At 39.9% G+C, this 14,451-nt stretch carries 12 protein-coding genes; 8 read left to right on the top strand and 4 right to left on the bottom strand.

The annotated features are described in order from the left end of the window. The first annotated feature begins 448 nt into the window (after window positions 1–448). Complete coding sequence (locus RRG12_RS15575; RefSeq protein ID WP_069070339.1) at window positions 449–631, top strand: CsbD family protein; 183 nt, start codon at window positions 449–451, stop codon at window positions 629–631. A gap of 175 nt (window positions 632–806) precedes the next feature. Here the strand turns inward: RRG12_RS15575 and RRG12_RS15570 are convergent, their stop codons facing one another. Next, the gene (locus RRG12_RS15570; RefSeq protein WP_069070390.1) at window positions 807–1,079 is read right to left on the bottom strand and encodes a GlsB/YeaQ/YmgE family stress response membrane protein; all 273 of its coding nucleotides are present in this window, start codon (window positions 1,077–1,079) and stop codon (window positions 807–809) included. 205 nt (window positions 1,080–1,284) lie between these two features. Continuing rightward, complete coding sequence (locus tag RRG12_RS15565; protein ID WP_420759918.1) at window positions 1,285–2,994, bottom strand: N-acyl-D-amino-acid deacylase family protein; 1,710 nt, start codon at window positions 2,992–2,994, stop codon at window positions 1,285–1,287. A gap of 399 nt (window positions 2,995–3,393) precedes the next feature. On the opposite strand from RRG12_RS15565, the gene RRG12_RS15560 reads away from it, so the two are divergent. After that, window positions 3,394–4,383, top strand: coding sequence for a homogentisate phytyltransferase (locus RRG12_RS15560; protein WP_420759917.1), 990 nt, complete (start codon window positions 3,394–3,396; stop codon window positions 4,381–4,383). A 3-nt stretch (window positions 4,384–4,386) separates the two neighbouring features. Then, complete coding sequence (locus RRG12_RS15555) at window positions 4,387–4,860, top strand: tetratricopeptide repeat protein (protein WP_420759916.1); 474 nt, start codon at window positions 4,387–4,389, stop codon at window positions 4,858–4,860. A gap of 199 nt (window positions 4,861–5,059) precedes the next feature. Here RRG12_RS15555 and RRG12_RS15550 read toward each other — a convergent pair whose 3' ends face one another. Beyond that, the gene (locus tag RRG12_RS15550) at window positions 5,060–5,269 is read right to left on the bottom strand and encodes a hypothetical protein (RefSeq protein ID WP_069070343.1); all 210 of its coding nucleotides are present in this window, start codon (window positions 5,267–5,269) and stop codon (window positions 5,060–5,062) included. Window positions 5,270–5,395: 126 nt separating this feature from the next. Between RRG12_RS15550 and RRG12_RS15545 the strand changes: the two genes are divergently transcribed. The 5 genes from RRG12_RS15545 (at window position 5,396) to RRG12_RS15525 (ending at window position 12,437) form a co-directional block, all read left to right on the top strand. Then, the gene (locus RRG12_RS15545; protein ID WP_420759915.1) at window positions 5,396–7,549 is read left to right on the top strand and encodes an ATP-binding protein; all 2,154 of its coding nucleotides are present in this window, start codon (window positions 5,396–5,398) and stop codon (window positions 7,547–7,549) included. A gap of 538 nt (window positions 7,550–8,087) precedes the next feature. Next, complete coding sequence (locus tag RRG12_RS15540; RefSeq protein WP_420759914.1) at window positions 8,088–9,104, top strand: tetratricopeptide repeat protein; 1,017 nt, start codon at window positions 8,088–8,090, stop codon at window positions 9,102–9,104. A gap of 185 nt (window positions 9,105–9,289) precedes the next feature. Continuing rightward, entirely contained in the window at window positions 9,290–10,885 is a 1,596-nt protein-coding gene (gene cobA / locus RRG12_RS15535; RefSeq protein WP_420759913.1) for a uroporphyrinogen-III C-methyltransferase, read from the top strand. A gap of 212 nt (window positions 10,886–11,097) precedes the next feature. After that, window positions 11,098–11,694 (top strand): dephospho-CoA kinase, encoded by a 597-nt coding sequence (gene coaE / locus RRG12_RS15530; RefSeq protein ID WP_420759912.1) that lies wholly within the window; start codon window positions 11,098–11,100, stop codon window positions 11,692–11,694. Window positions 11,695–12,131: 437 nt separating this feature from the next. Further along, complete coding sequence (locus tag RRG12_RS15525) at window positions 12,132–12,437, top strand: hypothetical protein (protein WP_069070347.1); 306 nt, start codon at window positions 12,132–12,134, stop codon at window positions 12,435–12,437. 80 nt (window positions 12,438–12,517) lie between these two features. On the opposite strand, the gene RRG12_RS15520 is transcribed toward RRG12_RS15525, so the two are convergent. Then, window positions 12,518–13,921 (bottom strand): hypothetical protein, encoded by a 1,404-nt coding sequence (locus tag RRG12_RS15520; RefSeq protein WP_069070348.1) that lies wholly within the window; start codon window positions 13,919–13,921, stop codon window positions 12,518–12,520. Window positions 13,922–14,451 lie beyond the last annotated feature (530 nt).

Below are 14,451 nucleotides of genomic sequence, written 5' to 3'. Positions count from 1 at the left end.
GAGTCCGCGGTGGTGTGTTTTTTCTAGTCGCGTCTTTATTCTGCCTCCTGAATTCTGACTCTTGAATTCTGTCTTCTTCTTCAATACTTCGTATGAACTCAAAGGATACTCAGAAGAAATTAAGCATGAGTGTTTAGAAATGTAAGTCCTATTGCCTCTTATTTGATTTCTATTGCCTCATTGCCTATTGCCTGTTGCCTGTTGCCTGTTGCCTATTGCCTATTGCCTATTGCCTGTCTACGCAAATTCGTTCATAAATCAAAGCGGATTCCTATAGGATTGCTATATATTAATAATATTTTTTTACTTACGTACTCTTGTAGCGTCTCGTATCTATCTTAAGATACATAATCTACCAAATTATTCTATCGGTTGATGGAAGTTAAAAACAATACTCTGTTGTTAGTTTATGTAATAGCTGAATCAACTACAAGCTGGGGATAAAACCATGAGTGCCGAAAAAAGAGTAGAAGCTACTGCAAAAAATATTGAAGGTAAAATTCAAGAGGTTGTGGGTGAAATAACCGGTAATCCACAAGATAAAGCTGAAGGACAAGCAAAGCAAGCTGATGCCCAAGTTACTCACACTGTAGAAAACATTAAAGACGAACTTAAGAAAGCTTTAGACTAATTGAGCTTTTGCAGTGCAAATAGCACTACTAACCATGATTCATTACTAATAGCCTTACATTAATTACTCCACTAACTTTTAGAAAGTGGAGTTTTTGTTATATTGGCGTAGAATCTGAAATGGTTAATCACGAACAACTTGGCCCTAAACATGATTTTTCTACAATTTAATTCAACTAATAACTGGTACGCCCAGCTAATAAGTTCCATAGAAAGATGGCAATTATTGCGCCAATGACGGCAACAATTACACCGGGGATACTAAGGGTTGCAGCAGTTAATTGAAATCTTCCTGTCTCTAAAAGAGTAACTAAAATTCCCCCAATTACAGCACCGACGATACCTAAAACCATAGTTGAAACCATTCCACCACCTTGACGACCAGGATAAATAGCTTTCGCTATAGCTCCAGCAATCAAACCTAGGATTATCCAAGCAATAATGTTCAGCATAATTTCATCCATCAGGAAACTTCATAACTAGCTTAGAAATTACAATATTGTTTTCCTTCTACCCGAAGATATAGCTAGTGAACCTCAATAAAAATTAACAAAATCATGGCTCCTATACTGACCTGTATAAGAGATGAACATGACGGAATTTGGAATATTATTCGTGAATTTACTCCCCCGATTGAACGCCGCGAAATACTCTTTAAGTAAATGGTGACAAAACGCTTCCCAACTTTTCACGCCCCAAAATATCCCTCACCTTACCTCGACAAATAACCTGAATTCCATTAATATAAACCGCTTGCACAATCTCATCCGAACCGCGCTTAACCATTCGAGGTTCACCATCTAAAACTGGATCTGATATCTGCACTTGCGGGCTAATTGGCTGATTTAAAGCATTGGGATCAAGTAAAACTATATCTGCTTTCGCCCCAACTTTGAGAACTCCCGTATCAAGACGAAACCAACCAGCAGGTTCTCCGGTAACGCGGCAAATCGCAGCTTCCGGTGAAAGGAACTTCGTTGCAACTGCTTGTTTGAGCAAAGACAAAGCTCCATCATAGTAGCCCAGGTTACGGACATGAGCGCCAGCATCGGTAAAACCAGGCAAAATATGAGGATGCTGCATCATCGCTAAACGGGGTTTTAAGCGATCGTTTGCTCCTGTCGCCACCCAGCGTAAATCTGTATCGTATTTTTGTAATGCGTGGATAAATAAATCTACTGGTTCTTGTTGGTTTTGACGAGCAATTTCTGCAAAACTTAACCCTTGCCAACTTGCTTCGGGACAGTGAATAACTTCCATCAAATCTAATCGGCGATGGAATGATTTACGCTTTTTACTGAGCCATTCTTGGCGAAACTGACGACAAAAAATTTTCGATGCCCATAGTTGTTGCCTTTCCTCTCGTGACTGACAGCCATTGAGTTGTGCGCCTGTGGAAAATTCTTCAAATAAGGGAGTCACAGATCCATCAGAGTAAATGGTGAAGGGTTCGGTTAGGGTTTGAAAACGCACATTACCATTTAGAAGCCGATTCCAAATAAAAAGCAGGGGGGAAAATATTCGCCATAGTTTGCGATCGTGTACGGCATCTAAGGCTGAGAGGACAGTTAGCCGCAGTGGTTTTTGTCCAATCCCTGAACCCATACGCAGAATGTCTACAAAGGAAGCAAGTCTTTGTAAATCGGGTGTGACTTGAAAAACGCATTGGCTATGCCGACATAAATCTGCCAACATTGCATATTCTTTAAATTTGGCGTGTTGAGAAGGAATTGTGCAGCCTTGCCATTCTCCACTCATCCGATGCCAGGGAAACATATCAATAGAAATACCAATAAAGCCAGCATCTATTGCATCTCTGGCTATGCGCTGCATAAGTTTTACTTCAAATTTTGTCGGCTGAACCGTTAAACTGCGTTCTAATCCCATCACATGAGCGCGTAAGGCACTGTGTCCAAACATTGGGGCAACATTGGGGCCAAGGGGTAACTGTTGCAAATGCTGTAAATATTCTGCTGGTGTCTGCCAGGAAACCGACTTTTTCAACCATTTTGCAATCAGCCGATGGGAAAGTGTCTCTACCCTCTGAAAAATATCAGCCAGGATTTGGGGTTCTGCGATCGCAACAGACAAGCTACAGTTACCAATAACCACGCTGGTAACACCATGACGCACTGATTCGCTCAATCCTGGTGCAATTTCTAACTCTAAATCGTAATGAGTATGAATATCTATAAATCCAGGTGTCACCCATAACCCAGAAGCATCAACCACTTCACGCGCTGGGGTAGTTAAGGAGGGTGCAAGATTGACAATGCGGCCGTTTTGAATGCCGATATCTCTGCGAATAGCTGGAGAGCCTAAGCCATCGAAAATTAACCCGTTTTGAATCAGCAAATCCAACATAATTCTTTTTGCCCTTTGGTTGTTATTGGATCTATCGAGAGTCATTTGAAGAAAGGGAGGCGTTCAGGAGGCAGGAGATAGGAGGCAGGAGGCAGGAGGAACCCAGTAATGTTTTGGTAAGCCATTGGTTATTTACTCAGGTCAATCTGTTTGTTATGATTCCCACTGGTAAATGCGATGTCTACGATGGGCTATGCCTATGCACAGTCTGAAGGAATGGGGCAATGAGGGAGATGAGGGAGATGAGGCAGGGAGAGAATTCGTAACTCCTAACTCTTCACTCAGCACTCGGAACTGTTTTGCCAATGACAAATGACCAATGACCAATGACCAATGACAAATGACCAAATTCTGTGACAATGATTAACAACAAGCCAGAATACTGTATCTAAGCTACTCATGAGCCAAAGTTCTCAAAACAGCCCTTTACCAGGCAACCCTGTTCCATCATCTTTCAATTGGTTATATGCTTTCTGGAAATTCTCTCGCCCTCATACAATTATTGGTACAAGTCTAAGTGTTTTAGGTTTATATTTAATTGCCATTGCCATTAGTACAGACGCAATTAATCATATCTCTACAGACGCGATGAATCGCGTCTCTACAAGTTCTCTACTCCCTGTCTTCGGCGCATGGATTGCTTGTCTGTGTGGCAATGTCTACATTGTGGGGCTGAATCAATTAGAAGATGTGGAAATTGACAAGATTAATAAGCCTCATTTACCGTTGGCATCTGGTGAGTTTTCCCAGCAAACTGGGCAATTAATTGTTGCCTTTACTGGGATTTTGGCACTAGTTGTGGCGTGGCTAACTGGGCCGTTTTTATTGGGTATGGTGGCTATTAGTTTGGCCATTGGTACTGCTTATTCTTTGCCGCCAATTCGCTTGAAACAGTTTCCCGTTTGGGCGGCGCTGTGTATTTTTTCGGTGCGCGGTACGATTGTTAACTTAGGATTATATCTGCATTACAGTTGGGCGTTGCAACAAAGCCAAGCAATTCCGCCTGTGGTGTGGGTGCTGACGTTATTTATTTTGGTGTTTACCTTTGCGATCGCTATCTTCAAAGATATCCCCGATATGGAAGGCGATCGCCTCTACAATATTACTACTTTCACTATCAAACTTGGGCCCCAAGCAGTGTTCAATCTGTCTCTTTGGGTAATAACTGTCTGCTATCTGGGAATGATTCTGGTTGGGGTGCTACGCATCGCCTCTATTAACCCCATATTCCTGATAGTTACTCATTTGGCGCTGTTGGTTTGGCTGTGGTTGCGGAGTTCGACGGTAGACTTACAAGATAAAAGTGCGATCGCTCAATTCTACCAATTTATCTGGAAACTCTTTTTTATGGAATATCTAATTTTTCCTATCGCCTGCCTTTTGGCTTAGACAATGCTAGAAACCTTTCCCACTAGTTCTATTATCGCTGCTCTTGTAGTTGTTCTCAGTCTGTCAATCCTGGGCTATTTCGCTTGGAAAACTTTGATTACCTCAGACTTGTTTCAAAAAGGAATCAATCTTGCTCAAGCAAAAGATTACCAAGGTGCAGAAGCAGCCTTTCGCAAGGTGATTTCCATCAACTCTACTAATGATGTGGTGCGCTTGTTTTTGGGAGATGTTTTAAACCAACAAGGCCAAGTAGAGGAAGCAACAGAATTATTCCGAGAAGTAATTCGCCGCAGTCCGAAAAACCCCGATGCTTACTTGCGTCTGGCAAATATTCTCATGCAGCAAGAGCGAGAAGAAGAAGCTAAAACTAACCTGTTACAAGCTAAAGATTTATTACAAAAACAGCGCCAACCTGAAAAAGCTAAAAAAATCACTCAACTGTTAGATAAAATGAGTGCTAAGTCAAGTGAATCTTAAGTTGAGTGAAAGTTGCGGAGATTAAATTTTCCTGTTCTGTCTCCTAATTTTTTACCATTTTCATCATAATGATGAGAATGGTTTTTATTTTGAAATTTGTAAAAGTTCAGAATTTATCAAGAATTTAGAATAATTAGTATATTTATCAAATGTTCTTCTGATTCTTTAACTATTCTGACTCCTGAATTCTGACTTAAATTTACCAGTGTTTACTGTAGTTATGTCCACAATTTTCGCAAGTTTCACCACTCCCTTCATAACCTTTACAATTGCAACCTGATGCGCTACAAGCACCATAGCCACAATGAATTAATTTAGATTTTAGACGAGAAAATATTGGGATTTTTAAAAGCTTATCTTTTTGCAAAACAGCGATGCTACTAACAGCTTGTTTGGTTTTTAAAGACATATTATAGTTTCCTTAAGCGTAGAGTAATTATACACATCATATCAATAATATTTTAGTATTAGAATAGTATCAAATGAGGACAGGAATTTAGTAGTAAATTTTATAGATAAAACAAATCAAGTGTTTATGTCAGACATAATATCAGAATTGTGGACTAATTTTTTTACATCAGGATCATTTATTCCACATGGGCACTGCTATCTATGGCAAACAAATTTAGTTTGGTTACATATATTATCTGACTCGCTAATTGCACTAGCTTATTATTCGATTCCAGCTACACTATTTTACTTTGTGCGTAAGCGGCAGGATTTGCCCTTTGATTGGATTTTTCTGCTGTTTAGTGCATTTATCGTAGCTTGCGGTACTACACATTTAATAGAAATTTGGACACTTTGGCATCCAACCTATTGGCTATCGGGGTTTGTCAAAGCAATAACTGCCACAATATCTTTAATTACAGCAGTAAATCTTGTGTCTCTAGTTCCCCAAACACTGGCATTTACTAGCCCCGCTCAACTAGAACAAGCAAATCAAGAACTTCAAACCCAAATAACCGAACGTTTACGGGTAGAGAAGGAACTGCGAAAATACCAGAATCATCTGGAAGAAATGGTTGCTGTTCGCACTAATGAAATTACCAATACCAACGAGCAGTTACAACAAGAAATCCTGGAACGCCAACGCATTTTAGAAGTTCTTCGACAAAGCGAAGAACGCTACCGTTACTTAGCTGAGGCAATTCCTCAACTTGTATGGACAACCAAGCCTAACGGTGAATGTGATTTTTTTAATCAAAATTGGTGTGACTACACTGGGCTAACATTAGAGCAATCTTTGGGTTCTGGTTGGTTGGCGGCATTGCATCCAGATGATATTCAAAGTGCTGATGAAGTGTGGTCTAATGCTGTAAAAGATGGCAGTATATATAACAACGAATATCGCTTCAAACGGGCTTCTGATGGCTCCTATCGTTGGCAGCTAGCGCGAGGTTTACCACTCAAAGATGAGCAAGGTATTGTAGTCAAGTGGTTTGGAACATGTACAGATATCCACGAACAAAAACAAATACTTGAAGAACGGGCACACCTGCTGGAATTAGAACAAGTAGCACGAGCGAAAGCAGAAACAGCCAATCGAATTAAAGATGAATTTTTAGCCGTCCTTTCTCACGAATTACGCACTCCACTGAATGCAATTCTCGGCTGGTCAAAGTTGTTGCAAACCCGCAGGTTAGACCAAGTAAAGACATCTGAAGCACTAGCCACAATCGAGCGGAATGCCACTTTACAGGTTCAACTCATTGAAGACTTGCTGGACATCTCCAGAATTTTACAGGGTAAACTGACGCTGAATATTACGAAGATTAGCCTAGAGTCTACGGTATTGTCGGCATTAGAAACAATGCGATTAGCGGCAGAAACAAAGTTGATTGAGGTGAATACGGTATTTGAACCGGATGTGGGGGAAATTCTAGGCGATTCTATTCGTTTGCAGCAAGTTGTCTGGAATCTCCTTTCTAACGCTGTCAAATTTACACCCAAGGGAGGAAAGGTAGAAGTGCGATTAGAGCAAGCTGATGGCTATGCTCAACTTGTAGTTAGCGATACAGGTAAAGGAATTAGCGCTGACTTTTTGCCATTCGTGTTTGATTATTTCCGCCAAGCGGATAGCACCTCTACGAGAAATTTTGGTGGATTAGGACTGGGATTGGCAATTGTGCGTAATATCATCGAAATGCATGGCGGTATGGTCAAAGCAGAGAGCCACGGTGAGGGGAAAGGGGCAATATTTACTGTGAGTTTACCGCTTCTGCCAGATGAAAGCCCAAATCTGACGGATGAACAAAACTACCCTGCGTTTTTAACTCCTAACTCCTTACCCCTAAATGGCATCCGGGTTTTAGTTGTCGATGATGATGCTGATTCACGAGATTTTGTTGCTTTTGTATTAGAGCAAGATGGGGCTTTTGTGATTGCGGTATCTTCCGCTTATGAAGCATTACAAACTCTAGCAGAGGTAAAGCTAGATGTGTTGGTCAGCGATATTAGTATGCCCGATATGGATGGCTATATGTTAATACATCAAGTGAGAAATTTAATACCAGAACAAGGTGGACAAATTCCAGCAATTGCCTTGACTGCCTTTGCGAGAACCGATGACCAGCAAGAAGCGTTAAAAGCTGGGTTTCAGATGCATTTACCCAAGCCTCTTAACCCAGAAGAATTAGTTGCAGCCATCGCTCAACTTCTTGAAATAAAAGTGTCAAAAATTACCTAAAAAACACTTTTTTATTCATAAAAAAACAGGATTCAGAATTCAGAATACTCTACCCACAAAGGGATAGACTTTTAAAGTGAGAAGATTTTAACCAATATTCGTCACCCACTCGTACAGAATTCATACTGAATTCTGACTCCTGAGTTCTGAATTCTTCTTATAAAGCACCATCTATTTTGTACAAATGGACAGTTGCATGAGACAAAACTTGTATCAAGTTGGGTTAATAACTTATAATTCCTGCTAGAACCCGGATAAAGCTGCGCTTTTGCTCCCTGCCCCTAATCCCCAGTTGAAATACCTGATGAATCTGGATTTTACCCCACCCTAACCCTCCCCTTGTAAAGGGGAGGGAACTAGATTTCTTAATCCCCCCTTTATAAGGGGGGATTAAGGGGGGTAATTCGAGTTGTGTATACACGGTAGAATCCCCAGAAGGGGCGCCGAGTTCCCCGCTTGCGGGACTGAGAGTTGAGTGTTTTTACGATGACAGCCGAACTCAATATTACATGTAAACCAAGCAGGTAAGGTAATAAAAATGCTGAAAAACAAGAATATACTGGTAGCAGCTATTATCTGCTTGTGTTTGAGTAATGGGAATACTGTCTTTGCTAAAGATGTTGGCGTTGTTTTATCAAAAATTCCAAACTCAAATCAAGCAGCACTTCCTCAGAACAAAAACGCAGTTGCTAACTTCGAGCGAGGAGCCAATCTCCAAACACAAGGAGATTTAAAAGGAGCAGAGGCAGCTTTTCGGAAAGCAATTGAACTAGAACCAAAATTTATCCAAGCTTATATTGCTTTGGGAAATACTCTCGACGATCAAGGCAAACTCCAAGAAGCGATCGCACAATATAATAAAGCCATCAGCCTTGATCCTAAGTATCCTCAAGCCCACTTTCACTTAGGAAATGCTCTGTACGATCAAGGCAAACTCCAAGAAGCGATCGCCCAATACAATCAAGCTATTAGCTTCCATCCCAAGTATGCAGACGCTCACTATTACTTAGGGAACGCTTTGTATGCTCAAGGAAAACCAACAGAAGCAGTCGCCGAATATACAGCAGCCATTGCCTTCAATCCGAAAAATTCAGCCGCTTATAACGCCTTGGGAAATGCTCTGTACGCTCAAGGGCAACTAGAAGAAGCGATCGCTCAGTACAAAAAAGCCATAAGTTTCGCTCCCAAGTATGCAGACGCTCACTATAATTTAGCAAGTGCTTTATACGCTCAAGGAAAACCAACAGAAGCAATCGCCGAATATACCCAAGCGATTCGCCTTGATCCGAAACATGCACAAGCTTACACAGGTTTGGCAAATGCGATGGACGATCAAGGCAAACCACAAGAAGCGATCGCACATTACAAAAAAGCCATTAGCCTCGTACCCAACGATGCTTATGCTTACTATAATTTGGGCGTCACTTTGGGAAGGCAAGGACAACTAGAAGAAGCGATCGTTAATTTCAAAAAAGCCAGAGAGTTATTCCAAGCAGAGGCAAACAAGGAGATGCTTGAGCAAGTTGATCAGCTAATCCAAAAATTAACGCAATAAAGGGATTGGGGACTAGTACCGCTAGGCGGAATTAAAAATTAAAAATTAAAAATTGAAAATGAATACAATTTAAGCGTTTCATTGATTTGGAATGGGTGGTTTATTTCCGCCGTGCTGTACTAGGAAAGAAGCAGGGGGAGCAAGAGAAGAATGACAAATAACAAATGACAAATGACAAATGACAGATGACAAATAACAGAGGTAAAGTCTACCTGGTAGGTGCTGGGCCTGGAGATGTGGCATACCTAACAGTAAAAGCTTACAATCTTTTAGCTACGGCTCAGGTGTTAGTCTACGATGCTTTAGTAGATGCTCAATTATTGCAGTGCGTACCAGATGATTGCCTAAAGTTAGATGTTGGCAAACGCGGTGGCAAACCCAGTACAGCCCAAGCAGAGATTAACAAGTTACTGGTAAAACACTGTCTACAAGGAAAACAAATTGTACGACTCAAATCAGGTGATCCGTTGATTTTTGGGCGTTGCGCTTCCGAAATTGAAGCGTTGAAAGCATCCGGTTGTGATTTTGAACTAGTACCAGGAATTTCCTCAGCCCTTGCAGCACCTTTGTTAGCAGGAATTCCCCTGACAGATCCAGTTTTAAGCCGCTGTTTTGCAGTATTTACAGCTCACGAACCAGAGGTTTTAGATTGGGAGGCACTGTCACGCTTAGAGACACTGGTAATTTTGATGGGAGGCCAACATTTACCAGAGATTGTACATAAACTGGTACGACACGGGCGATCGCACTTAACACCCATTGCCATCATCCGTTGGGCAGGAACTCCCGATCAACAAATTTGGACAGCGCAACTGGGCAATATTTTGGAACAAACCACCGGATTATCCCTTTCTCCGGCGGTAATTGTGATTGGCGAAGTTGTTGGGCTACGCAAGTACTTACAACCTGAGAAAATAGATTGTCAGGATTCAACTACAGCCAAAATTCCTAGCCCCTCTGCTATGTCAAGCAACTTGTCTCTCTCTCCCCTTCCCCTTACTGGTAAAACAATCTTGGTAACACGTTCAGTTGGCCAATCGAGTCAATTTAGCGATCGCCTCATCGCATCAGGTGCAACAGTCATCGAAATGCCTACCTTAGAAATCGGCCCACCTTCGTGTTGGGAAGCTTTGGATAATGCGATCGCTCATTTATCTGACTTCGACTGGTTAATTCTCACTTCTACCAACGGCATAGACTACTTTTTTGAAAGGTTAGTCACCCAAGGTAAAGATACCCGTGCTTTAGCTGGCGTCAAAATTGCCGTTGTTGGTGAGAAAACAGCCCAAGGTCTTAAACAACGCTCTCTTCAAGCAGATTTTATTCCCCCCAACTTTGTCGCCGATTCTTTAGTGGAAAATTTTCCAGAGAAACTGGATGGTAAGAAGGTTTTATTTCCCAGAGTTGAAAGCGGCGGAAGAGAAATTTTGGTTCAGGAATTAACTCTCAAGGGAGCAAAGGTGATAGAAGTTGCCGCATATCAATCTTGTTGTCCTAATGGTATTCCAGATGCGGCAAAGTTAGCTCTCCAAAACCGCCAGGTAGATGTAATTACTTTTGCTAGTTCTAAAACTGTACAATTTTTCTGTCAACTTACTAACAATATATTTTCCAACAACTCTGATCCTAGCCCATTCTTAGAAGAAGTTTGTATTGCCTCTATCGGCCCCCAAACCTCCAAAACTTGCCATTCTTTATTTGGGCGTGTGGACATAGAAGCTGAAGAATATACTTTAGACGGTTTAACCCAAGCACTGATTACATGGGCAACCAATTCTTAGAGGATGTTTGAAAAGTCCTCTTGTCGGTATCAAAAATTTTACATCCCCCTAAATCCCCCGATAAATTGAGGGACTTTGATTCCGGTTCCCCCTTTTTAAGGGGAGCTAGGGGGGATCTAAAAGTACCTAAAGTCACAGCGAAACACTTGTTCATTCAACCTCTGAGATGAGAGAGCAGGCGAGAATAACAAATGACAAATGACAAATGACAAATGACAAAACATATAATCGGCTTAACTGGCGGTATTGCTACAGGCAAAACCACCGTCACAAATTATTTGGCTAGCGCTTATAACTTGCCGATTTTGGATGCAGATATTTATGCTAGAGACGCAGTAGCTTTAGGTTCGCCGATTCTGGGTGCGATCGCTCAACGTTACGGCGAACAAATTTTACTAGCAGATGGCAGCCTCAACCGCCAAAAGTTAGGCGAAGTTATCTTTAATTGTCAAGATGAACGCAACTGGATAGATGATTTGATTCATCCTTATGTGCGCGATCGCTTCCTCACAGCAATTGCCCAATCTTCCTCACAAACACTGGTGTTAGTAGTGCCTCTCTTATTTGAAGCGGGAATGACTGATTTGGTTACAGAAATTTGGGTAGTGCATTGTTCCCAAGAGCAACAACTACAAAGATTGATACAAAGAAACCATTTAAATAGAGAACAAGCAGAAGCCAGGATCAACAGCCAATTATCTATCGAAGAAAAAGTTGCTCATGCAGATGTCGTTTTAGATAACTCTTCTACCCTAGAATTACTACTGAAACAGGTAGATGTAGTCCTAAAAACCAGGAATGTAGACTAAAGTCTATTTATCTTAAAAAGATACATAGACGACATTCTTAAGACATAAAACATTTATAAATTAATATTGTATTTTTAACAAAAAAACACTCATATCTGACCAAATATTGTTCAATAATTCGGTGATTTTACAGTTGAATCTGCGGTTCCCAGTACTGTAAATTTAAGTGAATAGTAAAACAATAGCTGCCATAACATCTGGTGTTGTATGAAATACTGAAGATTAAAGGTAACAAACTAGTCAATAATATGAAAAATAGTGAACTTTTACCTAAAAAACAGCATCATCATGACATCAATGGTTTATCTTACAGAAGATCCATTTAGTATCAATTAAACATTAATATCTCAGAATTAAGTCTTAAACAAACTGACTTTTGAATTATTAGGTCTATTTTTCACTTGTTTTTAAGTGCCTTCTCTTCAATCAGAACAGGTATGAACTTAAGTTTTAGTTTTTTAAATAAGTTATCTTTGGTTAGCTTTCCAGCTAATCCATTAAAACAAAAGAATAAAATCCATGATTATACCCAACAAGTTTGGGGAAGTGACTACGTATTTGAGCGCCTTAATGAAGGAATGATCGGTTACATGACTGGAGTCGGCAAAGGTATTAAACCCTGCGATCGCATTATCTTACGAGAAGGTTGTGAATCTTATCAATATCAAGTTGAAGAAGTTGATTACTACTCCGATCCGTCTGATATGTGGATAGCTTTACTGAAACAAATACCGATTGACTAAATATCAAAGTCAACCAGTTATTTAAATTATAAATGTGAAAATTCTTCTTCTCTTGCTAGATAATAAGAGAAGTCAGTTATCTATTTTAAATTTATCAAAAAATGAGCTATTAAAGTATTCCTTTCGTAGGATAGCAAGTAAAGATGCAAAAGATTTGGGTTATTTTTATCAAGGTGCATTACTGTACCATCTACCGCTAAATGGTGATGATCTATCCAACGCTCTTGTGAATCTAGTAAAAAACTGAAGTAAGGGCTGACATCTGGATGATTTTTTGTTAATTCATCGTAGCTTTGATAAAAAGGAGGTATCCCAATTCCCATTGGCATATATAAGCCGTTAGGATACTCTTGTACAGTCAATTGAGGGAGTGTTTTGAGATCAATCCCACTAATGAATAATTTATTTTGTTCACTAGTCTTAGTATCTGTGAATAGTAACTCAATTTCCTGTAAATTTTGTTCAACACCAATCGGTTTAATGTTCCTTAAAATAGCTTTATCAAATTTGCCTATTCTCCAGTATTGATTTCCCCAAGGCTTATTTTGATCATAAAATCCTGGTGGTCGAAAACTTGCAAATTTAATTTCTTTTTTAGGGTCGTAAAAATCTCCCCATTTTGTGACATTAGTCGCTAGCGTAGTTCTAACTTTTCTACCTTGCTCTCCGGATACAATTATCCTTTCGTCTAGGGGGAACTGAGTAGCGACTTCTTTTTCATCAATTATATTTCTCAGAAGATTAGTCTTTAATATTGTGCCACTTGGGTCTTGCCAGTGTTCTAATTTCCACCAATGCTTCCAATAGGAAATATTATTAATTTTTTCAAAAATATTTTTGTAATGTCCCATCGGAAAGGTAAACCAACTTTGATAATAAAGAGATTTGTTACCATCCTCTTTAGTGAAAAGCAAAATTTCCCAAAATCCGGCATTTAAGCAATTATTAGCCAAAGCAACCTCTACGAGATTTTGCTTTTCAAAACCATCTCCTCCAACAATTTCTAGATTTTTGGAATTAGCGGGAAAACTAACCTGTTGTCTATTCCACTCCCGGTCTGTAAAAGCAATTATTTCTAATCCTTGATCTTTTTTAACCCATTCGGGTGCTTTTGGGACTAATAGCTCTAAATCAACATTTTTTATAATGATTTGTGCCGTTTTGTTGTCTGTTGGCTCAAGCACAAAATCAAAATGCGTATCATCTCTCTTAATAATTGTTAATTTTCTATTGGAATATCTTTGAAAGTTTTTGCCTAGAGGTGCGGGATTAACTGGATAATCGACATTCGATAATTCTTGTAGTTTTAGAGTCATCTTGTCATCAAATTTATATCTGGACTTAAACCAGAAACCACCTATTCCCAGCAAACCAAGGCATAAAATAAGGGTACTGAATAAAATTTGTTTCTTCGTGACTCTAAAATTAGCTTTGCCAAATCGGGAAATGCCTGCATTTTTTTCCTTCGCAGAATTATTTTTCATTAGACAAATTTATTTTTATCAGAATGCTGCTTAATAGCATACTGTTTCATGCAACTGATTCCTTATTTTTCTAGGGAAAGGTCACATTATTAAACAATTACCTGGAATGAAGGGGTTTAATGCCTATTTCCTGCGGATGCGGAATGCTACGTCTCTCTTAGAACGAAAATTGCTCCTCTTGTGGTTTCCCCAAGAGGAGCAATTTTTTGCGCTTAAGTTTTAATCAGGGTCTAAGCTCGACTTTATCCGAAAAATGGGTTTAAAACCCCATTCTTCCAGCACGGCTTTAAAGTAATGAGTAAGGAGTAATGAGTAAGGAGTGGATGAAAAACGGGTATTTACTCATTACTCATTACTCATTACTTATTACTTATTACTTATTACTCATTACTCCAGAATCACAGTGCGTACCCTTCTCCTGACGGAGACGCTGCGCGAACGGGAACGCCAAGGGCGAACACGGCGGTGAGGATGTCAACCATTTTTTTCGCAACGCGATCGCATAAATAATTAATGCCTGATAATTAATA

This window comes from Nostoc sp. CALU 546 (assembly GCF_048836525.1).
Note: the sequence above shows the minus strand (reverse complement) of the source record. Positions and strands in the feature narration are given on the sequence as shown.

Bases quoted from the DNA above. Each gene is read 5' to 3' on its own strand.
- RRG12_RS15575 (WP_069070339.1), top strand. From the start codon at position 449: ATGAGTGCCGAAAAAAGAGTAGAAGCTACTGCAAAAAATATTGAAGGT.
- RRG12_RS15565 (WP_420759918.1), bottom strand. From the start codon at position 2,994: ATGTTGGATTTGCTGATTCAAAACGGGTTAATTTTCGATGGCTTAGGC.
- RRG12_RS15560 (WP_420759917.1), top strand. From the start codon at position 3,394: ATGAGCCAAAGTTCTCAAAACAGCCCTTTACCAGGCAACCCTGTTCCA.
- RRG12_RS15555 (WP_420759916.1), top strand. From the start codon at position 4,387: ATGCTAGAAACCTTTCCCACTAGTTCTATTATCGCTGCTCTTGTAGTT.
- RRG12_RS15550 (WP_069070343.1), bottom strand. From the start codon at position 5,269: ATGTCTTTAAAAACCAAACAAGCTGTTAGTAGCATCGCTGTTTTGCAA.
- RRG12_RS15545 (WP_420759915.1), top strand. From the start codon at position 5,396: ATGTCAGACATAATATCAGAATTGTGGACTAATTTTTTTACATCAGGA.
- RRG12_RS15540 (WP_420759914.1), top strand. From the start codon at position 8,088: ATGCTGAAAAACAAGAATATACTGGTAGCAGCTATTATCTGCTTGTGT.
- cobA (WP_420759913.1), top strand. From the start codon at position 9,290: ATGACAAATAACAGAGGTAAAGTCTACCTGGTAGGTGCTGGGCCTGGA.
- coaE (WP_420759912.1), top strand. From the start codon at position 11,098: ATGACAAAACATATAATCGGCTTAACTGGCGGTATTGCTACAGGCAAA.
- RRG12_RS15525 (WP_069070347.1), top strand. From the start codon at position 12,132: ATGAACTTAAGTTTTAGTTTTTTAAATAAGTTATCTTTGGTTAGCTTT.
- RRG12_RS15520 (WP_069070348.1), bottom strand. From the start codon at position 13,921: ATGAAAAATAATTCTGCGAAGGAAAAAAATGCAGGCATTTCCCGATTT.